Genomic DNA, 24,046 nt, shown 5'->3' with positions numbered 1-24,046 from the left:
ATCGTCTCACTGGCTGAGGGGCCAGAGCCAGGCGGCCCCACGGACACCGCTGGAATCGCCATGCATTGCCTGACGCACGGGGGTTACGCATTCACCACCAAACGCCCACTGTTTCAACAGCGCAGGAACGGTCTGGTACAAGCGCGGTATGTTGCTCATGCCGCCGCCCAACACCACAACATCAGGATCGAGCAGGTTGATGACATGCGCCAGCGATTTTGCCAGACGCCGTTCATAGCGCTGTAAGGCGTGTTCCGCCCTCCTGTCGCCCTGTTCCGCCAGCGCAACAATCTCCTCCCCGTTGCGCGCCTGTCCGCTTAGCCGTTGATAGTCGGCGGCAAATCCAGTACCGGAAATAAACGTTTCAATGCAGCCCGCTTTACCGCAATAGCAGGGCACTTCGCGCTGATAGCGCAGTTCTTCGTCATCCATCCACGGCAGCGGATTATGTCCCCACTCACCGGCGATCCCATTGCCGCCGGTATGCACGTTGCCACCAAGGGCGATCCCGGCGCCACAGCCCGTACCAATAATCACGGCAAAAACCGTTTTCTCCCCGGCGGCCGCGCCGTCTACCGCTTCCGATACAGCCAGACAGTTGGCATCGTTGGCGATCCTCACTGGCCGCCCGAGCAAGCGGGATAAATCTTTATCCAACGGCCGGCCGTTCAGCCAGATGGAATTTGCATTTTTTACTTTACCGGTAAACGGCGAAATCGTGCCGGGGATACCGACGCCCACGCTGCCTTCACGGCCCGTTGCTTTTTCGGCAGCGTCCACCAGCGACGCGATGGTGTTGATCGTTGCAGCGTAATCATTTCTCGGCGTTGCCACGCGCTGGCGAAAACACGTTTGACCGTCGTCATCCAGCGCGATCGCTTCCGTTTTTGTTCCACCCAGATCAATGCCTATTCGCACCCTATCCCCCCTTAAATTTCACTACTCAGCCGACTCTGAATAATCTCATTTTATTCTACATTAGCTCGCCGAATTCGTTATCATGCGCGCTGCATCAATGAACCCGCGTGCAAATCTGCGCGCCCCAGTCAGGGATAACACCATGCTGTGGTTTAAAAATTTAATGATTTACCGCTTAAGTCGGGACTCTGTTTTGTCCAAAGATCATGTTTTGTCTGCGGACGAACTGGAAAAACAGCTCAGTAGCTTTGCTTTTACACCCTGTGGCAGTCAGGACATGATGAAAACCGGTTGGGTATCGCCAATGGGTTCTCACAGTGATGCGTTAACACACGCGGTTAATGGGCAAATAGTTATCTGCGCCCGCAAAGAAGAGAAAATCCTGCCTTCGCCGGTCATCAAACAAACGCTGCAAGCCAAAATCGAGCGTCTGGAAGCGGAGCAACACCGCAAGCTGAAAAAGACCGAGAAAGATTCGCTGAAAGACGAAGTGCTGCACAGCCTGCTACCGCGGGCTTTCAGCCGGTTCAGTCAGGTCTGGCTATGGATTGATACAGTAAATGGCCTGATCATGGTGGATGCGGCCAGCGCCAAAAAAGCCGAAGACACGCTGGCGCTGTTGCGTAAAACGCTGGGTTCACTGCCCGTCGTGCCGCTTACCATGGAAAATCCGATAGAACTTACGTTAACCGAATGGGTTCGTTCCGGCGAACCGCCGGCAGGTTTTACCCTACAGGATGAGGCTGAGTTGAAAGCCATTCTGGAAGACGGTGGCGTTATTCGCTGTAAAAAGCAGGATCTGGTGAGTGACGAGATCGCGGTACACATTGAAGCGGGCAAAGTGGTCACCAAGCTGGCGCTGGACTGGCAGGAACGCCTTCAATTGGTGCTGTCGGATGATGCTTCACTGAAACGACTGAAATTCTCGGACACGTTACGTGAGCAGAATGATGATATTGATCGGGATGATTTCGCGCAGCGTTTCGACGCCGATTTTATTCTGATGACCAGCGAACTGGCAGCACTGATCGGTAATCTGATTGAAGCACTCGGCGGCGAAGCCAAGCGCTGATCCGCTCGTCTGGCAAAATAATGCCCACCAACGTTATCACGTCAGTGGGCATCTGCATGTCTCACCCGGTAAAACGCCTCAGACTACACCCGGAAGTGTCCTATCACCGCGTTCAGTTCTTCTGCCTGAGACTGCAACGCGGCAGAAGCAGCGGCAGATTCCTGCACTAATGCCGCATTCTGCTGCACCATGGAGTCGAGTTGCGCCACGGCTTTGTTGATTTCATTGATTCCGCGCATTTGTTCATCCGCTGCGTGCGTAATCTCAGACATCACCGACGTTACCGTCGATACGCCGCCCACGATTTCGTTCATCGTATCGCTGGCCTGACGAACCTGTACGGAGCCTGACGACACACTGCCAACGGTCGATTCAATCAACACTTTGATTTCTTTCGCGGCCTGAGCACTACGCTGGGCCAGATTACGAACCTCCGAGGCGACCACCGCGAATCCGCGACCCTGCTCACCCGCACGAGCCGCTTCAACGGCAGCATTGAGCGCCAGGATATTGGTCTGGAATGCAATTCCATCGATCACGCCGATGATATCGCCAATTTTTCCGGAGGCGGCAACGATATTTTCCATCGTGACGATCACATCGGAAACAACCTTTCCTCCCGTGCCCGCATCTTCCGCCAGCGTCAGCGCTTTTGAATTCACCTGCTGGGCCGAACCGGCAGACTGCGTCACCGTTGCAGAGATCTGCTCTAACGCCGCCGCCGTTTGCTGAATGCTGGAAGCCGCCGACTCCGTACGCGATGAGAGATCATTATTCCCGGCTGATATTTCATCCGCCGCCACCTGAAGCGAGGAGCTGATATCCCGGATCTGAATCATCACCAGGCTGAGCTTGTCGATAAAGGTATTAAATGAACGAGCTATCTGGGCTACCTCATCGTGCCCTTCATCAGGCAGGCGCTGAGTCAGATCGTTATTACCATTGCTGATATCATCCATCGCATCACGAATCATTAGCAAACGCTTCAGCGTTGACGTGATCATGAACCCAACCACCAGCGAACCCAGTAAAGCAATCACCAGCAGCGAACCAACAGAGGTGAACAGCAAAGAACGCATGCCCTCTGTCGCTTCCGCTTTATCCAGCGCCACCAGCATATACCAGTCAGTGCCGCTAATCGGCTGAGCCAGCATCAGCTTCGTGGCGCCACTGACGTCAACATCCATAGGCGTTGTTGACGTCAACAGTTCGGCCAGATGAATATCCGGCGCAATCTCGGTGATATTCTTCAAGGTGAGATTTTCATCAGGGTGCGCGATAATCGTGCCATCCTTCGCGATCAACACGCCAAAGCTGGCGGGCGTCGGATTGATTGACTTCACGTTTTCAATCACGCTTTGCATCGTCAAATCGCTGCCCAATACCCCTTTGACCGCGTTGCCGTCCAACACCGGAGCCGCGACAGAGACAATCAGCTCTTTGGTCGACACATCGACATAAGGATCAGTGACAACCGGTTTTCCTTCCTTCACCGCCTGTTGATACCAGGGACGGATTGTCGGGTCGTAATCAACGGGAATGCCTTCGGAGTCGGAAAACTTCGCCGTTTTATCCTCATACCCCATATAAACATTAATGAACCCGCCTGAGGCAGCAATCTGCTTAAACATGGGAACAGGATCATCATTGGTCAGCACGTTGTCATGGAGTGCGGTAACCATCAGCGTTTTAGATTCCACCCATTCACCGATCGCCGTACTGTGGCTGGCCGCCACGGAGTTCAGCATATTCTTGATGGACTCCTCGTTCGAATTATTTGCAATGGTATAGTTAAGGAAAGTATTGATAGCCAAAGAAAGTACAACAATAGCAGTACAAGCCGCTAAAATGCGGGATCGCGTCGTTTTTAACATAGGAGACTCTTAGCATAGAATTGTTATATAGTTCATAACGGCACCATAAAATAAAACTTGAGCCAGTTCACATTAAATAGCATTGGTTTAGCGAGAAAATAAGTCATAACACCTAAACATCATCAACTATCTTTATTGTAAAAATGAGATATTAAAATCAAAAATAAATATAATTACAGAGTAATTTAATATGGGAAATAAAATAACCAGCATATAAAACCATCTGTATTCCATAAAAAAAATGTATATCTCATCATGACGACAATACCAGGGCGGGATCATACTTTTAGACTTGATGAAACTTTTTGATTTTTCAACGATCAGAGCAGATATCATCTTCTTATTGGTCAGCCTTGTATGGATTTCTTTGCTCATTTATCACTTATTGAAGACCACCGCAGTCACGTTAATCGACAGCACAACCTAGTGGACATCACTTTTTTGGTGATGGCTGCCGTTGTTTCCGGGGGCGAGGGTTGGATGGAAATTGAAGATTTTGGTATCAATAAGCTCGACTGGTTGCGTAAGTTCCGCCCCTTTGCTTGCGGTATCCCAACCCGCCATTCCATTGCCCGCATCATCAAAGGCATTAAGATTGAGCCGCTTGTGCAATCGCTGTTTGCCTGGGTAAATGCCACCCGGCTGGCGGACGGACAACCCATCATCGCCATTGATGGCAAAACCCTCCGTGGCGCGGTCAATCAACACGGAAGCGGTAAGGCAACTGATTGATTGCCTGGATATTAAAGGAGCTATTGTCACCATGGATGCACTGCATTGTCAGAAAGAGACCCTGACGCAATTGACCCGTAACGGGGCTGACTTCGTCATCCAGGTTAAGCGAAACCAACCCACATTACTTGAAGAAGTCCACCGCCAGTTCCAGCCCGGGTGGGACCGTAATGGTGTGGGGATAGCACAACACTATACACAAAATCAACATCATGGCCGCAAAGAAGAGAGAACGACCTTTCAGCTGGCAGCCAAATTCCCCGACGAACTGAAGGCAGCATGGCCTGGCATAAAGAGTCTGGTTGCGGTGGAGCGTAGCCGTAGCCATAAAGGGAAAGGCACTCTTGATACTCATTACTATGTCAGTTCTCTGCCCATAGATGCCGAACAAGCTGCGAGAGCGGTACGTCAGCACTGGCACATTGAGGATCAACAACATTGGGTGCTGGATGTGACATATCGGGAAGATCTCAGTCTGATCGGGGACAGGGATGCAGCAGAAGTTTTTGCCCTGTTTCGCCGCATAGCGCTGAACATGGCACAGCACCATCCAAAGCCGATAAGTAAGCGGCGGAAAATCAAATGCTCATGCTGGAGTGATGACTTCCGGATGGAGATGTTTTTCGGAATAAAGGCAGATACGAATGACTCTCAAAAAGTTTAATCCCGCCCTGCCTCATTAATGGAGTAAACATGACAGAAGTTTGGCTTTCATTCTATCTATTATTAACCATACGAAACTTTATTGAATACGCTACAGAGCCACAATCAGATAAACTCACCTTAACGCATCATGAGCAAACTCATCTCAATTATAAAATTAGCTTGCGAATTAATTTCTCCGTTGAAAAAAAGTATAACCATGCTGTCAAGAAACATAATGTAAGTAAAACAGCCTGTAAGATTTTTCGTGGATAGTTGGATTGAATGGATATTGAAAAAACCATCATTAATCTGTACTATTGAAACCTGAGAGCGAGGGGCAATTCGTATCAACCATCAGACCGCATTTCATTCCCTATTTGGGATAACTGATTTTAAGTTAAGAATAGTGAATTAACACATGGAGAGAGAATATGGGAAGTAAAGAGGAATTAACCACTCAACTTAATGAACAATTAAAAAGCAGCCTTCTTAATAGTTCATTACCTCCTGAAGAAATATTAGCATTGATGATGAGGCTATGCCTTTCTTTGATGCAAGTAACCCAAAGCAATCTTGTTGAAATGAAAACATCAGATGGGCGGAAACTTTCACTCAAGCTTGATACACCATCTATGCATTAATAAATTTACTTCTTGGGGTTATTGAAAAATGTCTAGCATTATTTATTTAGAACTTACAGGTGATAAGCAAGGATTAATTTCTTCTGGTTGTTCATCACTGCAATCAATTGGTAATAGAAGTCAACTCGGTCATGAAGACCAAATACAAGTATTGAGTCTCAATCACTCAATGAGTTATGATGATAACCTGTCCTGTCACCCCGTTGAATTAGTTAAGTTTATTGATAAATCTTCACCGTTACTTGGTGTTTCAACCTCTTCAAATGAACGGTTAACGGCTAATTTTTTCTTATATAGAGTAAATTCTGCTGGCCAACTGGAGCTTTTTTACGAAATTAAATTAACAGATGCGCGTATTGTTGACATCTCCTGTAATTACCCACATTCAATAAATAACAATGAAATGATGCCATATGAAAAAGTTTTATTAAAATATAATTCTATATCATGGGAACATAAAGTAGCAGGAACATCTGGCTATAGTATCTGGAATGATAGTATTTTGTGATTTAATTAATAAAAATATAGCCACAGATAATCACTTTATTGGTGGCTATAGTTTACCTGATAAATATTCACTAAACCAAAATAAAAAGATGAAGCATAATGCAGATACTGGGAATAGAAACCTGCCGATAGTAAATGGCTAAAAATGTAAAAAATCATAATTACCTTAGTTTATCCACTAAGTGATGGCTTAACCAAAATGACAATATGAATCCAATTCCAGCAAATGGCAAAACAATACTCTCTGGCATATATCCACATAAGTAAATGATAACAATTGAGAAGATACCAGTTAAAATAATGGCCAGAATATCAAAAAAAACAGACTTTACGTTTTTTAACATAATGATTACCAATCATAAAAAATATCAGCCAGTACGTTGATAAAATCGTCAGCATTAGTATGGTCGTTCGATCTAGTTACTACGATAAGGGGATTGATTTTTTTTGCTATAATGAAATATAACATCTCTGTACCTTGGGAATAAAGCATGTTATATATGACTTTATCATCGCGCCTTAATTTTCTGGCTGCACGAGATGCCTTTTCTACATAACCATATATTTGAAATGCTGTAATAACGCCTTGAGATAATATTTTAGCTATACGCTTTACTTCTGGATCATTAAATATTCTTGATGCAATTAGTTGTGATAACGCCTCAATTAAAGCAATTTTTGTTGCTTGTTTAACTACTTGATCCGTTATAGCATTAGAAAATTTATACCCTATATCTTTAAATTTTTCCGATAATTCTTTTTGCTCTTTCTCAGGCATTTTGGAAAATAAATAATCTACAATTGCTTTCACCATATCATAAATAATAGATGGTTTCCTGACCAAGGAAGACAAACAGTATAGCATCCTTTTATCTTCATCAATTATCAAAGATCTGTATTCGGTCATTGTTTTTGCGTAGTTAGGATTCAAATGTGCGATTGAATATGGTGATATCCAAACTGACATTCTCGCTGCACCGGTGCCAATATCATCTGCTGTTTCCTGAATGATACTACTCGCTCTTTTGATAAAAGCATCATAATATCTGGAGAGCACTCGATTAGATGATTCTATATATTCCATTTTAATGATTCTCCATGTAAAAATAATTTCACTTATTGATAAATTACCTATTGTTAGCTATAGGAACATAACATATACCTTGTATTTTTAAAAGCATATAAATAATCAAAGCTAACAGAAAAAATAATTTGCACGATAATTATTACCTTGCATTCATTCTAGATTTCAACTGTCCTCATAGACAGATAGCTTTGTTAAATAAATATAAATATCTTCGTGAAACGAAGATATCAGACTGATGACAAAGTCCTGGCCTCGCGGCCAGGACTTTGATCTAATAAGGTCAGTGCAAAAAACGGACTGACCGCCATGCTCAGAGAACCCGCCCCACAGCAATACCAGTTTGAAATGGTTACCCTCGAAGAACTGGTGCCCGAAGACCATCTGGTACGCAAAATCGATGCCGCCATCGACTGATCCTACCCACGATTAGTGGACACGCTGTTAAGCGAGTAAAATCGTTAACAAGGTGAACCATGAAGCAAGCAAAATCTGTGAAGAAAACATCCCGTAATCACTATACCCCGGAGTTTCGCCAGCAGGCGCTGGCGCTTGCCGACCGTATCGGTGTCGCCAAAGCTGCCCGGGAGCTCGGCCTGCACGATTCTCAGCTCTACGCCTAGCGCGGTAAACAACGCCAGCAAAGCTCCGCCTCTGAACGTGAGCAGTTGCTGGCAACGGAGAACGCCCATCTTAAGCGCCAGCTCGCTGAACGGGATAAATAAAAGAGAAGAAACTACAGGTATTTACACAAATAGGACGACGCTTCCACTACCTGTAAGTTGAATTCACTCTGTGCCGGAACAAAAAACGAGTCGCCCGGCATAAATATCTGCCAGTCTGGCGCGCCTGGCAGCAGCACTTTTAGTGCGCCGGTAATCACGGTCATTTCTTCAGCGCTCCCCGTACCAAACGTATACTCGCCCGCCTCCATCACACCAACACTGGCACGGCCAATACTGCCGCTGTCAAAGCCAATAGATTTCACTTTCCCTGCAAAATACTCGTTTACATTCAGCATAGCGCGGCACCTATAATCGAAAAAAACCAAGGAAATTCATCTTAAAAGGAGAACCGGACCACTGTCACTATCTATTCAATGAAAGTGCGCTATCGGTAACACCAACGGGTGATTATTTTGCCAGTTTCGCTTTTCCGTACTATGCGGCCGACAAGCGCAGCACACGCATCACATCGGCCACAATCATCATCGGATCCTGTGTCGCATCCATAATATGATGAGCGACATTGCGATAAAGCGCTTCACGCGCAGCCAGCACATCGGCCATCTCTTCAGCGATAGGACGCCCGGTGAGCGTAGGTCGTTGCTGATCCTGCGGGTTTTCCTCAAGCCGTTGCGCCAGCAAATCCGCGCTGGCGTGAAGATAAATCACCACGCCACGTTCATGCATAAAGCGCCGGTTCGCTTCCGCAAGCACCATCCCCCCGCCCGTGGCAACGACGCTGCGGTTCGAGGTTACCTGATGCAACGCCAGACTTTCACGCTGCCGAAAACCATGCCATCCCTCCCGAGCCACAACCTCGGCTACGGTCATTTTGCTGGTTTGTTCCATAAACACGTCAGTATCGACAAAGTCATATCCCAACGCCCGCGATAGTTGCTCCCCGACCGTGGTTTTCCCACAGCCTCTGGCGCCAACCATAAAAATGGGTTGTGTCATCTAATTTTTCACCAAGCCCGTTTCGAGCATCATCATCATCTTACTGTCAGGTCATCAACGCCGGTTAAATCATATTGGCAAAGTTCGCGGATACCACAACCGCACAACCTCTTTCCCATCAGGAAATGTTCGCTATTGCCACAGAAAAAAGCCCCGTAATAAATAACGGGGCTACCATACCTATCTTAACTCTTTCATTTTCCAAGATACAGACGCATAACTACTTTCATTCGCCTTGATACCTTGGTTAATAAGTATGGAAATATTCCTGAATCACTGCCGGATTCGTCGTTTTCGTCAATGCCAGCATCAGCAGAATACGTGATTTCGCCGGATTCAGCGAATCGGAGACCAATCCTGGCTGACTGGCATCCGGCGGGACGACGCCACTGCCGGTACGGCTGGAACGAACAACAATGATTCCTTTACTTTCCGCTTTGCGGATGCCGGCGTTACTGCGTTTGGAGACGCTGCCTGCGCCCATGCCCGCATACACAATTCCGTTGACGCCATGCGCTATCGCCGCATCATACATGTATTCAGGATCGTCCTGATAGCCATAAATGATATCGACCGCCGGCAGTTTTTCCAGATGAGCCACGTCAAAAACCGAGCGGTTGGTGTGAACCTTGTCCAAACGGTTCTGATAATAGATTTTGTCGCCGATAATCACGCCAAGGTAACCTTCTTCCGGCGCTTTGAACGTGTCCAGCGTTGATGCGTTGGTTTTACTGATAAAACGCGCGGACCCGATACGGTCATTCAGCACAACCATCACACCGCGGCCACGTGCATTTTTATCTGCCGCGACCTTCACCGCACCGTACAGGTTCATAGGACCATCTGCGCTGATCGAGGTTGCAGGGCGCATAGACGCAGCGAAAACAACGGGCTTATCGCTTTTTACCGTCAGGTTGAGGAAATAAGGCGACTCATCCAGCGTATCCGTACCGTGCGTGATGACGACACCATCAACATCATCGCTCGCCAGCAGTTCATTAACCTTCTTGCTCAGTTTCAGCAAAACATCGCTGGTCATGTCTTCACTACCAATATTGGAAACCTGCTCACCTTTAATGTTGGCCAGCGTTTTCAACTCCGGTACCGCATTAATCAGCGTATCCACGCCTAACGCCCCGGCTTTGTAGCCCGTAGTTTGCGTATTCGCCGCCGCGGAACCGGCAATGGTGCCGCCTGTCGCCAGAATCACAATGTTAGGCAGATTTTCTGCCGCACTGCTCAGGGCAGAAAAACAGACCAAAACAACCACAAATAATGACTTAAACATCCTTTTCATAACCTATACCAACCTAATTCGCTTAGACGGCAAGCCGAACCATAACAGCACAGATTAAGAACGACCGCCTGTTAGTTGATGACGTATCCCTCTGCCAACGGAGCGCTGGCATTGGCCCGTATGATGCCCCAGAGCCTTCTGCCTGTATAGCTTTCGTCATAGAATCATTGATATATCTCGTATACTTCAAATTGCCGGCGCGGTTATTCAAAACTAAAAAACAGACCGTGCTGAGCACGGTCTGTTTTACTTCATCATTACTGCATTACTGCTGCAATTCAGGGAACAGAGTACGCTTCAACGCCAGTTCGACGCCACGGATCTCCGCCAGCCCTTTAAGACGTCCAATCGCCGAATAGCCGGGGTTGGTTTTCTTCTTCAGGTCGTCCAGCATCTGATGACCGTGGTCCGGACGCATTGGGATCGGACGTAAATCTCCCGCATTCTGGCGGCGTAACTCTTCCGTCAGAATCGCTTTGATTACCGCCACCATGTCCACGTCCCCTTGCCGATGAGCGCCTTCATGGAAGGTTTTCGGGTTTTGCTCCCGGCAGGTTGCCCGCAGATGGGTAAAGTGAATACGATCGCCGAAGGTTTCAATCATCCGAACCAGATCGTTATCCGCCCGCACGCCGTAAGAGCCCGTACACATGGTAAAACCGTTATTGATGCTGTCCACGGTCTGCTTCAGCCAGTGCATATCATCAATCGTAGAAACCACGCGCGGCAGCCCCAGGATCGGACGCGGCGGATCGTCAGGATGAATCGCCAGGCGAATCCCGGCTTCTTCCGCAACCGGAACAATTTGCTGTAGAAAATACCCCAGATGCTCACGCAGCTTCGCATGATCGATGCCGTCATATTCCGCCAGACGTTCGTGGAATTGCTCCAGCGTATAGCCTTCTTCCGAACCCGGCAGACCCGCAATGATATTTGCCGTCAGCCGGGCAATATCCTCTTCACTCATTGCCTTGAAATAGGCCTCGGCCTGTGTCTGCTCTTCAGGCGTATAGTCACGTTCGGCGCCGACGCGTTTCAGAATGTGCAGTTCAAACGCGGCAAAGGCGATCTGATCGAATCGCAGCGCTTTAGAGCCATCTGGCAACACATACTCCAGATCGGTTCTTGTCCAATCCAGCACCGGCATAAAGTTATAGCAGACGGTATCGATGCCGCAGTGCGCCAGATTACGCAATGATTGCTGATAGTTGGCAATATACTGCGGGTAATTCCCCGTCTGCGTTTTGATCGCTTCATGTACCGGAACGCTTTCCACCACCGACCACACCAGCCCTTTAGCCTTCAGTTCGGCTTTGCGTTTTTCAATTTCCTCAACCGTCCATACTTCACCATTGGGGATATGATGCAGTGCCGTGACCACGCCTGTAGCCCCCGCCTGCCGAACGTCATCAAGTGAGACGGGATCTTTCGGGCCGTACCAACGCCAGGTTTGTTCCATACAGGGTTACCTTTTCGATCTTTTAAAGAGATAACCAAAGCCTACATCAACCGATTTTCGTGTCAAACAAAAAACCAAATTGGTTGATCAGTTGCACAAAAATAGCTAATTTTGGACAAACAAATTTTATTTAAGGCCAGTAAGCTTTACATTAATCCCCATATCAATCTCAGAATAGCCTTTAATTGCTCATTATTTATACAATAACGCCATTTTGGTCTGACATATTTATTTTGCTTTCCCGTCGCACGCACAGACTGCACCGTCAGGGGAAAGGATACTCAGAGGGGTCGTATGAAAACCGTTATTACCGAAAAAACGTCATCAAGCAAAGAAAGTACTATTGGAACCTCAACCAATGCCGCGATCAATATCGCCACGCATCCCTTACCGGCCGAAATATCACAACCGCACTACGATCGTAAGGCGCTGAAAAGTCGTATCGTACACATTGGTTTTGGCGCGTTTCACCGTGCGCACCAGGCCCTGTTTACCGATCGGGTGCTCAATCAACAGGGGGGCGACTGGGGTATCTGTGAAGTCAACCTGTTCGGCAGTGAAAACCTGTTTAAAAGCCTGCGCCAACAGGCACACCGTTACAGCGTGCTGGAGAAAGGCGCAGACGGCCATCAGGCGATAATTATCGGGTCAGTCAATGAATCCCTGCATGCGCGGCTGGAAGGTATAACGGCGGTAATAGAAAAATTGGCAGAACCACAGGTTGCCATTGTTTCAATGACGGTTACCGAAAAAGGCTACTGTATCGACCGCAGTACCGGAAATCTGGATCGGGCAAATCCGTTGATCAAGATGGATCTGGAAATGCCGGATGCGCCGGCATCGGCGCCGGGCGTCCTGGTGGAAGCGCTGCGGGTTCGCCGCGAACGCGGTTTGCCGCCTTTCACTCTGCTTTCCTGCGACAACATGCCGGAAAATGGACATATCCTGAAAAGCGCGGTGCTCGAGCTGGCGCAATTGAGATCGGCCGAACTCGCCAGTTGGATTGAAGCGAACGCGGCGTTCCCAAATACCATGGTCGACCGCATCGTTCCTGCTGCGACAGCGGAAACATTGCAGGAAATCGCCGATACGCTGGGCATCAATGACCTCTGCGGCATTGCCTGTGAACCGTTTATCCAATGGGTGGTGGAAGATAATTTCGTCGCCGGACGTCCCGCCTGGGAGCTCGCCGGCGCACAGCTGGTCGACGATGTACTGCCGTTTGAAGAAATGAAATTGCGCATGCTGAACGGCAGCCACTCCTTTCTTGCCTATCTCGGCTATCTCGCAGGCTATCAGCACATCAACGACTGCATGACAGACGACAATTACCGCCGTGCCGCACACTACCTGATGCTAAATGAGCAGGCGCCGACCCTGCGGGTGACGGGCGTCGATCTGGCGGACTATGCAGACCGGCTCATTACCCGTTACGAAAATCCATCGTTGCAGCACCGTACCTGGCAAATCGCCATGGACGGCACGCAAAAATTACCACAGCGCATGCTGGATTCGATTCGCTGGCATATTCGTAACGGCAGCGATTACCGCTGTTTGCTGCTGGGTGTCGCGGGCTGGATACGCTATGTCAGCGGTACTGACGATACCGGTCAGGCTATCGATATACGCGATCCGATGGCGGAACAACTTCAAGCCATTGTCAGTACGACGGAAGAGGGTGAACCGCGCGTTCGCGGACTGCTGACGCTGACTGCCGTATTTGGGGAGGATTTACCGCAAAATGAAGCGTTTATCGCGCAGCTGATTAAGGCTTACCAAACCCTTCAGGCTCGTGGCGCCAAAGCGGCGGTAGCGGAACTGTTTTAGCACAGATTCTGGATTGAGGCCGGTGACGGCTAATTCGACACATCACGCATAAAAAGTGGTTTTCTCTGACGTAACAGAACTGGGTCAGCATCGCTGAATCCACATAACGGTGGATTCAGCGCCGTTCATGACTCCATCCGTGGAATAGATTCAAATAAGTAGCCGTCGAATGCGGGATCGTCCACGTTTGAGATTTCCAGCAGCTTATCCTTCACATTTTCCAGATGTTGCCACATCGCCTGACGGGCTAATTTAGCGTCGCGCCGGGAGACGGCCCGCAGAATGGTTTCGTGATCGTCGAGCCACTGGCGCTGGTAGCTGAAATCATCCGTATGGGAGTGGATGCCCTGCCACATCGGGCTGCGTTTACGCGCCTGCCACACCTCATACACCATATTGGCCAGTACGCTGTTCTGCGTTGACTGTGCCAACAGACAGTGAAACTGTTCGTCGGCGCTTTCGTCCACGCTGCCGTTTTCCAGTGAAATTTTTTCCTGCTCAATGGCCTGACGCATCTTGATGATGTCGCTTTTAGTCGCCTGCATGGCGGCAAAGGCCGCGACCTCGCTCTCCAGTAACTGACGGGCCTGCATCAGTTCAAACGGGCCATAACCGCTGTCCGCTTCATGGTTTTTTTCCAATGCCTCGGGAATTTGCATGACATAAACACCGGAACCCTTGCGTACTTCCACCAGCTTTTCCAGTTCCAGCATGATCAAGGCTTCACGCACCACGCTACGGCTAACGTTAAACACGTCGGCAATATCCCGCTCCGGAGGCAGACGATCGCCAATCTGATATTTCCCTTCCAGTATTTCGGCTCGGATATTGCCGCCAATTTGCTGATATAACCGCATACCACCCTATCCTTTTATCAGACGTCCGCCATAACCTTAAATTGGCCAGACCAAAAAACCAACCAGTCACCCAATTAGCCTAAAGTATAACACGAAGCCCGGAAACACCGTCCATGGAAAACATGACATAAATAGCAGGTTGATACTCGTGAAACACATTCAGATAGCTGGCTGCATGGGAACGCTTTTATACTATACCGAATCGATTTCGCGAGGCAGGAAGGTAACCAATACACCCGCGACCTGAAAGATGGGGGAGATGTATTGAATGATTTTTATACTGATTATCGATGATTCACGTTACGCTTCAGATAATAAAAGGATAACGACGACGGATGCTGCAACGATCATCAATGGAAAAGCCGACTTTCTTCCCAGATATCCCGACAAAGGTAATAAACCGCTTCTCCGGCCTGATTGTTGCCGTTTGCCTGCTTTTGATGGCGGGTTGTAGCGGCAAACAGCATGACATGATGCCGCTCGGGCAACCGTCATTTGCCCGTTATCAACAGGAGACGACGCGTTGGGTCGCGCAGCACCGGGCATTCCAGACCAATGATAAGAGCATGGAACTGCGCTGGAACACGCCGCAGGAATCGCATCCCGCGGGTCCGGCGACGAAAGGAATGCTGCTGGTTCACGGACTGGGCGATGCGCCCGGCTCCTTTACCGATATCACGTCACAGCTGGTCGCTCAGGGTTTTCTGGTCAGAACCGTCCTGCTGCCGGGGCATGGGACGCGTCCGGCAGATCTGCTGCACATCACCGTTGACGACTGGCGCAGAGTCGTCGCCGAACAGGCGGCGATCCTCAGTAAAGACGTAAAGGAAATCTATTTGGGCGGCTTTTCCACCGGCGGCAATCTGGTGCTGGAATATGCCCTCGAACACCCTGAAATCAAAGGACTGGTCCTGTTTTCTCCCGCCATCAAATCCAATGAAAAGTACGATTTCCTTACGCCGATGTTGTCGGTTTTCACCGACTGGCTGCTTAAACCCCGCCCCGGTTACCCCGAACAGTTGGCAACGCGCTACATGGTGGTCCCAACCAACGGTTTCGCTCAGTTCTATTATTCCAGCCGGGCAGTACGATCACGGCTAGCGGATAAAACCTATGACAAACCCGTGTTGGTGGTGCTGACTGAGCATGACTCGGTGCTGGATAGCGCCTACCTGTTTGATCTGTTCGACAGGAAATTCACCCACTCGCGTAGCCGGCTTATCTGGTATGGCAATCCCCCTGCCCACCCTTATTCTTCACGCGTGCTAATCCGCAGCGATCGCCTGCCCGCATGGCGTATCAGCCAGTTTTCACACATGTCGGTTCTGTTCTCGCCGGAAAATAAAACATATGGTCTGACTGGTACGGTGATTATCTGCGCCAATGGACAGGCCAATGCCAATCCGCAGCAGTGTCAGGACAGAAATGCGCTGTGGTACTCCGACTGGGGCTATCAGGAAGATGGCAAAACCCACATACGCCTGCCCTTTAATCCCTATTTCAACTGGCAAACGCAGGTCATGAACAACGTATTGGCAGACGACTGAAGCGCCGCTTTTGGCCAATTGTCATTATTCAGTCATCAAAATCGCCTATGTTGTGGTCAGAATAGTCGCCACTCAAGAGATATCATGACCGATATGTCTGCCCCATGCCTTCAACCCAGCATCTGGGCCCAGCCCAAAGCGCAGGATCTTTGTATCCCGACGCCAGACGTTTCACCCGATACCGATAATGCCACGGTGTTGCAGCTTTTCGGCAAAAACAAAGAGTTGGTCAGTCTGCCCGTCGTCGAAAATGGACGACCTTTCGGGCTGATTAATCGTCATATTTTTATGTCGCAAATGTCCCGGCCTTTTTACCGAGAACTCTATGATAAAAAGAGCTGCATTGCTTTTATGGATAAGAATCCGTTGATTATCGATGCTTCGGCATCGTTGAGTACCGTCGCGGATCAAACGGTCATTACCGGCGACAAGTCACTGACCGATGGTTTTATCATTACTAAAAACGGCCGCTACATTGGTATCGGTTTAGGGATCGATCTGATCAAAGCGGTTTCCGCCATGCATGTGCAGCAGCATCAACAGATTATGCAAAGCATTGAGTATGCCCGCGTGATTCAGGAAGCGATGTTGGCGACGTCGCGGCAAGCCATGTCCCGCTCGCTGGCGGAATGGTGTCTGACATGGGAACCGCGCGACTGCGTCGGAGGCGACTGCTATTACTTCAAAACCTACCAGGGCGGTTGGCTGGCTGTTGTCGCGGATTGTACCGGACACGGCGTTCCCGGCGCCTTTATGACGCTGATTTTTTCCTCGGCACTGGAACAGTCTCTGACTCAGTATGGCCCGGAAATACCGGCGCTGTTGCTTCAGGGGATTAATCAGCATATCAAAGACACTCTTGGGCAGCGTGATGAAGAACATCAGTCCTCCTCCAACGACGGCTGCGATGCGATTGTGATGTTTTGCAATACCGCTGAAAATACGCTTTCCTGGGCCAACGCCCGCATGGCCGCTTTTAGAGTGGCCCGGCAAACCCGACAGGTAAGCGTACTCGAGACCGACCGGATGGGGGTCGGCTATACCAATACCCCCTACCATTATCAGTGGCCGAACCACCAACTGACGCTAAACGATGGCGACCTCGTATTTACCTCCACCGACGGGCTGACGGATCAAATCGGTGGCGAACGACGCATTATGTTCGGCAAACGCCATTTGCAGGCGTTCTTGCTGCATCATCAGGAACGGCCTATGCGTGAACTTGCAAGCCAACTATTACAAGAACATCGAACATATCAGGGTCATCAGATAAGAAGGGACGATCTGACTTTTTGGGGCTTTCGATACTTTTCGACATTGGCTTAATCAGGTGGAGCAAGATCATGTCAGAGATTAAGTACACCGAATTATTCGACGCCACACATCAGCGCGACATCACCCTGTATTACGTCGGGTACTTCTCACAGAACATTATCAGTTCATTGGCTGAAACGGTGCGGTTACAGCTTGAAAAAAAACAGGTTCCCGCCGGCATCCGCAGGAAACTGTTTTCCGCTTTTATTGAAATGGTACAGAATATTACCCGCTATTCCGCTGCCGATTTAGCCATCGTTAATCAACCGAATGAAGTCCGCCATGGTTCTGTCTGCATTGGTTTTGAAAACGGAAAATATTTCTTACTCTCGGCAAATCAAGTTCACCCGGATGATATCGAAAAGCTGCGGATACGCCTTGAACCCTTGCGCTATATGACAATCGATGAAATCAAGCACGCTTACAAGGCCTCACTGCGCGATAAAACGCCGCCATGGAGCAAAGGCGCCGATATGGGATTACTGACTGTCGCACGTGATGCCAGCGAACCGCTTCAGTTTACTTTTCAGGCGGATTCATCAACGGGACTGTCTACGTTTTATCTGAAGGCGATTATTTGAAATGACACACACAAACAACATGGATAATCTCCATATCGCAGGAACGCCCTGTACTCCGGCCGTAGATTTCGACTTTGACACCCATCGACTTTCTCTTTCGGGTGAATCCTATCCTGAAAATGCAGCCGCGTTTTATCGCCCCCTGATTGCGCAAATCGAAAATTATCTCAATCAGTGGCTCACCGATACCGATGAGGAAGGCGCCTCCCCTCCCCGCCATCCTCCCGCCGCCATCGAGGTTCACGTATCGCTGATTTATTTCAACAGCTCCAGCACCAAGATGCTGTTCAGCCTGTTCAATACGTTAAATCAGGCGGCTGAACAGGGGATCCCGGTGCTCTTGTATTGGTACTACGACAAGGACGATGATATCGCCGAGGAATTCGGCGAAGAGCTGCATATCGATTTTCCGGCGCTCACCTTCTACGGCCAAATTTTGGAGTAAATACACCATGAGCACTTTTGAGTTATTTACACCCGAATATGACATTTTGCTCGCGGCCCGTCGCGTCGCCAACCAGCAGGATATGCCGGCAGAGGTTTACCGGGATACGTTGCTGGCGCTCACCGAGCACTATCAGCGATTGGTCAGAGAATCCCACCGTTTGATTTCCCGCAGCGACCGTGCAGAAAAAGAATTGAACCGCCTGAATCAGCAGTTGCATAAACTGGCAATCGAACTGGAGTACAAAGCCACTCACGATCCGCTGACCAACGTCTACAATCGCGGCGCCATCATTGAGTGTATCAACCAAACGCTGGAACATAATCAGGCCGCGCTTATTGTACTGGACATCGATAACTTCAAACGGATCAATGACGTCTACGGCCATCCCACCGGGGATAGCGTCATCCGTGAGTTAATGTCGCGGGTACAAAGCGTACTGGCGGACACCGGTAGCATCGGCAGAGTCGGCGGGGAAGAGTTCACCATTTTGCTGGATGGCTTTACGCTGAAGCAGGCCGTGATAACCGCCGAAAACATTCACCACAGCCTCAATAAAATGCCGTTGAATGCCCTACCCCAGCAGTTGGTCACCGCCAGCTTCGGCGTTAGCTGGGCGCCGGCCAAAACCGATTTTGACACTCTTTATGGCGCGGCGGATATCGCCTTGTACCGGGCAAAAAATCAGGGCCGAAACCGGGTTGAACATCATTGAATCCCCGCGCGATAGCGGGCAACCGTTTCACCCAATTGCCATACCGCCATGGCGTAATGGGTACTGTGGTTGTAACGGGTAATAACATAGAAATTCGGCAACCCATACCAGTATTGGTATCCGCTACCGATATCGAGACGCAGTAAGCTGGCTTCTTCGTAACCGCCCAGCGTGCTTTGCGGCCTTAATCCGGCAGCTTGCAACGTTGCGAGGGAATAACGCGTATTGAAACCGTTGTCCAGCGACGGCGCCTGTCCTGTCGCCGGTACCGCGACAGCCGCTCCGCTAACCCAGCCGTGCGCTTTGAAGTAATTGGCGACGCTGCCGATGGCATCGACCGGATCCCACAGATTGATATGGCCATTACCATCGAAATCCACCGCATAGTTTTTGAACGATGATGGCATAAACTGGCCATATCCCATCGCTCCGGCATAGGAACCGCGCAGGCTGAGCGGATCATTATCTTCAGTGCGGGCCATCAACAGGAAGGTTTCCAGTTCGCCGGAAAAATACGCGGCACGACGCGGATAGGAAAAGGCCAACGTCGCGAGGGCGTCAATGATGCGGGTCTTGCCCATCACTCTGCCCCAACGGGTTTCTACGCCGATAATGCCGACAATAATCTCCGGGGGTACGCCGTAAACTTCCCAGGCACGTTGCAGCGCATCCTGATATTGATCCCAGAACGCCACGCCATTCCGCACGTTATCCGGGGTAATAAACTGATTGCGGTAACGGAGCCACGCGCCGTTCGGTCCTGACGGAACGCCGGAACTCGGCGCCTGCCGATCCATCAGACGAATCACCCAGTCGAGCCGTTTTGTCTGCGCCAACACATCGTGCAATTGCTGGCGGTCGAAACCATGCTCTCTTACCATCTTGTCAACAAAGGCTGCCGTTGTCGGATTAAAGGCAAAATCACCGTCCTGCAAATGGCCCACATGCGCAGGCTCAAGCAAAAAACCACCTTTGACAGCAGCGGTGCCCTGAGGCGCTTCCACTGAAGGCGTTGGCTTACTACTACAGGCACAGAGCACAGCAAACAGTGGAAGAAGAGTCACCAAATGACGCATCAGATATCCGTATAACCAGGTAAAGAAGAGTAGCGGCTATGGTAAAACATTGCCTGACATGAAAAAACCAGAATATGCACTCATTGATACGCCCTGTTCTAATGAATGACAGGGGCGCGGCTCATCAGTTTTTCTTCACAAACTCGGATTTCAGTTTCATCGCACCAAAACCATCAATCTTACAATCAATGTTGTGGTCGCCTTCCACCAGACGAATGCCTTTTACGCGAGTCCCTATCTTCAGCGATGAAGAACTGCCCTTTACCTTCAGATCCTTAATCACCGTAACGGTATCGCCATCGGCCAGCAGATTACCGTTGGCGTCTCTGACGATCAGCCCTTCTTCCTGAGCGGCCTCTTCACCGCCCGCCGCCCACTCATGACCACATTCAGGGCAGTTCAGCATTTCGCCATCCTGCCAGGTATATTCGGAACTGCATTTTGGGCAATTCGGTAACGGCTGCATCATTAAACTCCTGAAAAAATAATAATAAAGATAAATAAAATCATACGGTAATTACCACATAGTCGCTATTTTACCTTTTTATGATGTTTTTTGATAGTGATGCAGGATTTGTGACATTTTTTATGAAAAGACAAAGCGCTGTTTCAACGTACCTTATTGACGCTTATCGTAAAAAACAGGGGCCATATTACCCGGACATTTTGCCACAGCCCGCGCCGTGGATTACTCTGATACAGATTGCCAGACTGGCTCCGGTATAACATTCGCGGGCCGTCATTGATCTCTCATTAAAGGATTGGGAAATGAAACTTTTCATCTACGAACATTGTCCATTTTGCGCCAGGGCCAGCATGATTTTTGGACTGAAAGACATTCCTTTCGAGCCGTGCATTATCATGGAAGGCGACGTGGAAACCCCTACCCGCATGGTCGGACGCAAAGTCGTACCTATTCTGCAAAAGGACGATGGCAGCTACATGCCAGAAAGTATGGACATCGTTCACTATGTGGACAGCCTCAAAGCGCCGCTTGTGGCGGATAAACCGGTAGACCCGGCGATCGAGGCATGGAGCAAAGCGGCCGCGGGAACCATTTTTAACCTGGCGGTTCCTCGCTTCACCAAAGCTGACTTTAAGGAACTGGCCCAGCCTGAAGCTCGTCAGGCCTATCTGCAACGCGAAGAGAAAGCCTTTGGCGATCTGGATGCCCTGCTTGCCGATACCCCGGCAATGATCTCAGACGTTCAGCAACAACTCGCGGCGCTTGAACCTCTGCTGGCGCAGCACGCCGACATCTCTACCACGGATTTCATTCTGTTCCCGATTCTCCGTTCGCTGACCATCGTGAAAGGCATTAAGCTGGGGCCTAACGTTTCCCGTTATGTCGAACGCGTGGCGAATGCGACCAGGGTCGATCTTCTGACTGATAAAGCGCTGTAATCGTGTCAAAACACCGTCAGTAACCTACTCGTGCTAATCGTGCCTTTACCTGCAACCTCGCGCAAAGGGGAACAGCGTAAAGGCACAAGCGATAGTAGTGATAACCAACATGCTTACTCTATCGTGTCGTGATCCGATCGCGTAAACCGATTTTTCTCCTCACTCAAATCCCCTGTAGTAAATTTTTTTCAGTTACTTAAATAGTGCAATTGATTAACAATCATTCCTCAGCTGCTGGGTTCGATGCCGATTGGACAATCCAGACTCTATTCGCTTTATGATTGTGTTCCGTAACTTAATGGCCCGATACATCCTCTAACGTTTTCATCCCACAGTTATTAATTACGCACAAAGAATGATCACGATAACTATACTCTAAATAATTCGAGTTGCAGGAAGGCGGCAAGGGAAGGAATCCCGATGAGCTTACTCAGGTAAGTGATTCGGGTGACTGAGCGCAGCCAACGCACATGCAACTTGAAGTATGACGAGTATATACATCTGAAAAACTTTACCATGGTAAACCTTGCACATAACGACTATTGACTCTATCAGCAAAAAATGTAGAAATTGGCCTACCTCATAGGGAACAAGGAATTATGGGGATATATGGATACCGTTAAGGATAAATTATGGCAAATCTGATCTACTTAAAGCTCACGGGTGTAAAGCAAGGACTTATCTCTGCTGGCTGTTCAACGATTGATTCTATCGGAAATAAATATCAGACCGCTCATGAAGACGAAATTTTTGTCTATGAATTAATGAATAGAATAACACGGGAGGATAACGTTGCTCTCAGTCCTGTAGAAATCAGAAAACCGATAGATAAAGCTACCCCGCTTTTAGCTCAGGCATTAAATGATAATGAAAAGCTTGAGTGTGAGTTAATGTTTTACAGAACATCGCAATCAGGCGGCAATGAGTTGTATTTTAAGATCTTACTAAAAGATGCGGTTATCAATGACATTCAATTTTTCTATCCTAACTCATTGACACACAATGAAACTCAACCACAGGAAAGCGTCTCATTCAAATTTGCCTCGATCACGCTAGAACATGTTATGGCTCGTACCAGTTCTTTTCTTTTATGGACTGATTCAAGTTACTAAATGCATAATTAATGGGCGATAGTGATAGAATATCTCTACGCCCTATCAAACGCGATAAAAGAAAATCAGGGGAAAAGAAAAACCATGAATGACCAGGATATGGAAAAAGAACTATTAGAAAATGGGTTCACACAAAACGACATTACCAACATGAGAAAAATAATTTCTCGTAGCGGAGATAGTGAAGAAACATTATTGATGTTAACTCACTCTTTAAAAAAGACATTTTACAATGGGTGTTTTATATCAATTATACTTATTTCTGCATTTTTCATTAACGTTATATTTAATATTTCAGATGATGTTGTTGTAATATTAATTCATTTGTTTTTTACAGTATTTCCCCTTTTTTTTGTATATTATCTTGGACCAATGAATTTAGCATATAAATCATATTTCTATCTAAAAAACAAAGAAAAAATGGGCTAGCCCAACCCAAATATATTAAAGAGAGTCATCTTTATGTATATCAGACATTATCCGTATCTTGTTTCCAGCACCGACCATCTTTAACATAAGCGATGCTCGGCTCATCGTATTTATTTTTCTATAATAGTCGCTGGGGATATATTTGAACAACCTCCAGGCATCAGGTTTCAGTGTTAGTTTAACAATGCCATAAAATGAACTAACAAGATCTACTGAATGATAAGCCAACAGACCTGATTTTTTATCAAACCCTAGAAATTCGGCTGTATGCATATAACCAGATTTCATAAATCCGACGCTATTATCACGTCCTATAAGATGTAAAAAACTCTCCATGGATGAGCTTACACCGTTTAACACAATATTGGCACCAATAAATTTACCTATGTAAGTTGCGGTGCTAGCAATAACACCAAATCCAGAAACAATTTGAGCACCTCCCACAATAACACCGATTGCATTTATTGTATAACCAATCTCTTTCTCTCTTTTCTCCATATTAACGGTAATAAATACCTTGGCTTTTTCAAGAGAAAGCATCGTCCCCTGCTTTTCAATATTGGCACATTCTTCCCTGATATTACTAATAGCAATCTGACATTCTGATGGACTACTGGCATTTCTAACGGCATCCAGATTTCCGTTAGAAAATCGCCGAATTTCATCCTCAAATTTTGCCTTAAGAAAGAGATCCTTAATATGACGGGAGGATACAATTCTGGCAGTTTTCATTAAGTCGAATGCTGCCGCCTGAGCCATAGCCAAAAAATATTGATTATTTACATTATTTCTATTTAAATAAATATCCATACTTGTTGCATCCTTGAT

General features: G+C 48.2%; 23 protein-coding genes and 2 pseudogenes. 14 read left to right on the top strand and 11 right to left on the bottom strand.

All coding sequences use genetic code 11. The annotated features are described in order from the left end of the window. Window positions 1-6 precede the first annotated feature (6 nt). Complete coding sequence (mak, locus tag B4923_RS02815) at window positions 7-918, bottom strand: fructokinase (RefSeq protein ID WP_109052845.1); 912 nt, start codon at window positions 916-918, stop codon at window positions 7-9. A 142-nt stretch (window positions 919-1,060) separates the two neighbouring features. Between mak and rdgC the strand changes: the two genes are divergently transcribed. Further along, a complete protein-coding gene (gene rdgC / locus B4923_RS02810; RefSeq protein WP_109052844.1) occupies window positions 1,061-1,990 on the top strand; it encodes a recombination-associated protein RdgC in 930 nt (309 codons plus the stop codon). 83 nt (window positions 1,991-2,073) lie between these two features. On the opposite strand, the gene B4923_RS02805 is transcribed toward rdgC, so the two are convergent. Next, on the bottom strand, window positions 2,074-3,864 hold the full coding sequence (locus B4923_RS02805) for a methyl-accepting chemotaxis protein (protein WP_109052843.1): 1,791 nt from the start codon (window positions 3,862-3,864) through the stop codon (window positions 2,074-2,076). A 357-nt stretch (window positions 3,865-4,221) separates the two neighbouring features. Here B4923_RS02805 and B4923_RS02795 point away from each other — a divergent pair. The 3 genes and pseudogenes from B4923_RS02795 (at window position 4,222) to B4923_RS02785 (ending at window position 6,390) form a co-directional block, all read left to right on the top strand. Continuing rightward, window positions 4,222-5,260, top strand: a pseudogene (locus tag B4923_RS02795) (ISAs1 family transposase). A 412-nt stretch (window positions 5,261-5,672) separates the two neighbouring features. Further along, on the top strand, window positions 5,673-5,882 hold the full coding sequence (locus B4923_RS02790) for a hypothetical protein (RefSeq protein ID WP_109052841.1): 210 nt from the start codon (window positions 5,673-5,675) through the stop codon (window positions 5,880-5,882). Window positions 5,883-5,910: 28 nt separating this feature from the next. Next, window positions 5,911-6,390, top strand: coding sequence for an Hcp family type VI secretion system effector (locus B4923_RS02785; RefSeq protein WP_109052840.1), 480 nt, complete (start codon window positions 5,911-5,913; stop codon window positions 6,388-6,390). Between the two features lie 348 nt (window positions 6,391-6,738). On the opposite strand, the gene B4923_RS02780 is transcribed toward B4923_RS02785, so the two are convergent. Further along, the gene (locus B4923_RS02780) at window positions 6,739-7,473 is read right to left on the bottom strand and encodes a hypothetical protein (protein ID WP_109052839.1); all 735 of its coding nucleotides are present in this window, start codon (window positions 7,471-7,473) and stop codon (window positions 6,739-6,741) included. 476 nt (window positions 7,474-7,949) lie between these two features. Between B4923_RS02780 and B4923_RS21035 the strand changes: the two are divergent. Further along, a pseudogene (locus B4923_RS21035) lies at window positions 7,950-8,195 on the top strand (transposase); the annotation flags it as partial. A 14-nt stretch (window positions 8,196-8,209) separates the two neighbouring features. Here the strand turns inward: B4923_RS21035 and ppnP are convergent. The 4 genes from ppnP to uxuA all read right to left on the bottom strand — a co-directional run bounded on the left by ppnP (window position 8,210) and on the right by uxuA (window position 11,911). After that, complete coding sequence (ppnP, locus tag B4923_RS02770) at window positions 8,210-8,494, bottom strand: pyrimidine/purine nucleoside phosphorylase (RefSeq protein WP_109052837.1); 285 nt, start codon at window positions 8,492-8,494, stop codon at window positions 8,210-8,212. A gap of 139 nt (window positions 8,495-8,633) precedes the next feature. After that, window positions 8,634-9,155 carry a shikimate kinase AroL gene (aroL, locus tag B4923_RS02765; protein WP_109052836.1) on the bottom strand — a complete coding sequence of 174 codons (522 nt, stop codon included), beginning with the start codon at window positions 9,153-9,155 and terminating at the stop codon, window positions 8,634-8,636. A 247-nt stretch (window positions 9,156-9,402) separates the two neighbouring features. Further along, window positions 9,403-10,452, bottom strand: a complete 1,050-nt coding sequence (locus B4923_RS02760; RefSeq protein WP_211313915.1) for a type II asparaginase — start codon at window positions 10,450-10,452, stop codon at window positions 9,403-9,405. A 265-nt stretch (window positions 10,453-10,717) separates the two neighbouring features. Further along, window positions 10,718-11,911, bottom strand: coding sequence for a mannonate dehydratase (gene uxuA / locus B4923_RS02755; RefSeq protein ID WP_109052834.1), 1,194 nt, complete (start codon window positions 11,909-11,911; stop codon window positions 10,718-10,720). Between the two features lie 294 nt (window positions 11,912-12,205). Here uxuA and B4923_RS02750 point away from each other — a divergent pair, with 294 nt between their 5' ends. Then, the gene (locus B4923_RS02750; protein WP_109052833.1) at window positions 12,206-13,738 is read left to right on the top strand and encodes a mannitol dehydrogenase family protein; all 1,533 of its coding nucleotides are present in this window, start codon (window positions 12,206-12,208) and stop codon (window positions 13,736-13,738) included. A 125-nt stretch (window positions 13,739-13,863) separates the two neighbouring features. Here the strand turns inward: B4923_RS02750 and B4923_RS02745 are convergent, their stop codons facing one another. After that, window positions 13,864-14,595, bottom strand: a complete 732-nt coding sequence (locus tag B4923_RS02745; protein ID WP_109052832.1) for an FCD domain-containing protein — start codon at window positions 14,593-14,595, stop codon at window positions 13,864-13,866. Between the two features lie 440 nt (window positions 14,596-15,035). Between B4923_RS02745 and B4923_RS02740 the strand changes: the two genes are divergently transcribed. The 5 genes from B4923_RS02740 to B4923_RS02720 all read left to right on the top strand — a co-directional run bounded on the left by B4923_RS02740 (window position 15,036) and on the right by B4923_RS02720 (window position 19,197). Next, a complete protein-coding gene (locus B4923_RS02740; protein ID WP_245929486.1) occupies window positions 15,036-16,142 on the top strand; it encodes an alpha/beta hydrolase in 1,107 nt (368 codons plus the stop codon). A gap of 84 nt (window positions 16,143-16,226) precedes the next feature. Beyond that, a complete protein-coding gene (locus B4923_RS02735) occupies window positions 16,227-17,468 on the top strand; it encodes a SpoIIE family protein phosphatase (protein WP_109052830.1) in 1,242 nt (413 codons plus the stop codon). A 17-nt stretch (window positions 17,469-17,485) separates the two neighbouring features. Beyond that, window positions 17,486-18,037: a SiaB family protein kinase gene (locus B4923_RS02730; protein ID WP_245929481.1), complete on the top strand. Its 552-nt coding sequence runs from the start codon at window positions 17,486-17,488 to the stop codon at window positions 18,035-18,037. 1 nt (window position 18,038) lies between these two features. Beyond that, window positions 18,039-18,482 (top strand): DUF1987 domain-containing protein, encoded by a 444-nt coding sequence (locus tag B4923_RS02725; protein ID WP_211313914.1) that lies wholly within the window; start codon window positions 18,039-18,041, stop codon window positions 18,480-18,482. 7 nt (window positions 18,483-18,489) lie between these two features. After that, entirely contained in the window at window positions 18,490-19,197 is a 708-nt protein-coding gene (locus tag B4923_RS02720) for a GGDEF domain-containing protein (protein WP_109052829.1), read from the top strand. Here B4923_RS02720 and mltB read toward each other — a convergent pair. Further along, a complete protein-coding gene (gene mltB, locus B4923_RS02715) occupies window positions 19,191-20,273 on the bottom strand; it encodes a lytic murein transglycosylase B (RefSeq protein ID WP_109052828.1) in 1,083 nt (360 codons plus the stop codon). The genes B4923_RS02720 and mltB overlap by 7 nt on opposite strands. A gap of 124 nt (window positions 20,274-20,397) precedes the next feature. Continuing rightward, window positions 20,398-20,739: a zinc ribbon domain-containing protein YjdM gene (locus tag B4923_RS02710; RefSeq protein ID WP_109052827.1), complete on the bottom strand. Its 342-nt coding sequence runs from the start codon at window positions 20,737-20,739 to the stop codon at window positions 20,398-20,400. 302 nt (window positions 20,740-21,041) lie between these two features. On the opposite strand from B4923_RS02710, the gene grxB reads away from it, so the two are divergent. From grxB to B4923_RS02690, 3 genes are all read left to right on the top strand, one after another. Continuing rightward, window positions 21,042-21,677 (top strand): glutaredoxin 2, encoded by a 636-nt coding sequence (gene grxB, locus B4923_RS02700; RefSeq protein ID WP_109052825.1) that lies wholly within the window; start codon window positions 21,042-21,044, stop codon window positions 21,675-21,677. Between the two features lie 632 nt (window positions 21,678-22,309). Further along, the gene (locus tag B4923_RS02695) at window positions 22,310-22,789 is read left to right on the top strand and encodes an Hcp family type VI secretion system effector (protein ID WP_109052824.1); all 480 of its coding nucleotides are present in this window, start codon (window positions 22,310-22,312) and stop codon (window positions 22,787-22,789) included. 21 nt (window positions 22,790-22,810) lie between these two features. Next, the gene (locus B4923_RS02690; RefSeq protein ID WP_245929480.1) at window positions 22,811-23,218 is read left to right on the top strand and encodes a hypothetical protein; all 408 of its coding nucleotides are present in this window, start codon (window positions 22,811-22,813) and stop codon (window positions 23,216-23,218) included. 15 nt (window positions 23,219-23,233) lie between these two features. Here B4923_RS02690 and B4923_RS02685 read toward each other — a convergent pair whose 3' ends face one another. Continuing rightward, a complete protein-coding gene (locus B4923_RS02685) occupies window positions 23,234-24,028 on the bottom strand; it encodes a DUF4225 domain-containing protein (RefSeq protein ID WP_109052823.1) in 795 nt (264 codons plus the stop codon). Window positions 24,029-24,046: the final 18 nt, after the last annotated feature.

The organism is Brenneria roseae subsp. americana, from assembly GCF_003115815.1.
In the GTDB taxonomy this organism is placed as follows: Bacteria; Pseudomonadota; Gammaproteobacteria; order Enterobacterales; family Enterobacteriaceae; genus Brenneria; species Brenneria roseae.
The sequence above is the reverse complement of the archived record's forward strand: the minus strand, read 5'-3'. Positions and strand labels throughout refer to the sequence as shown.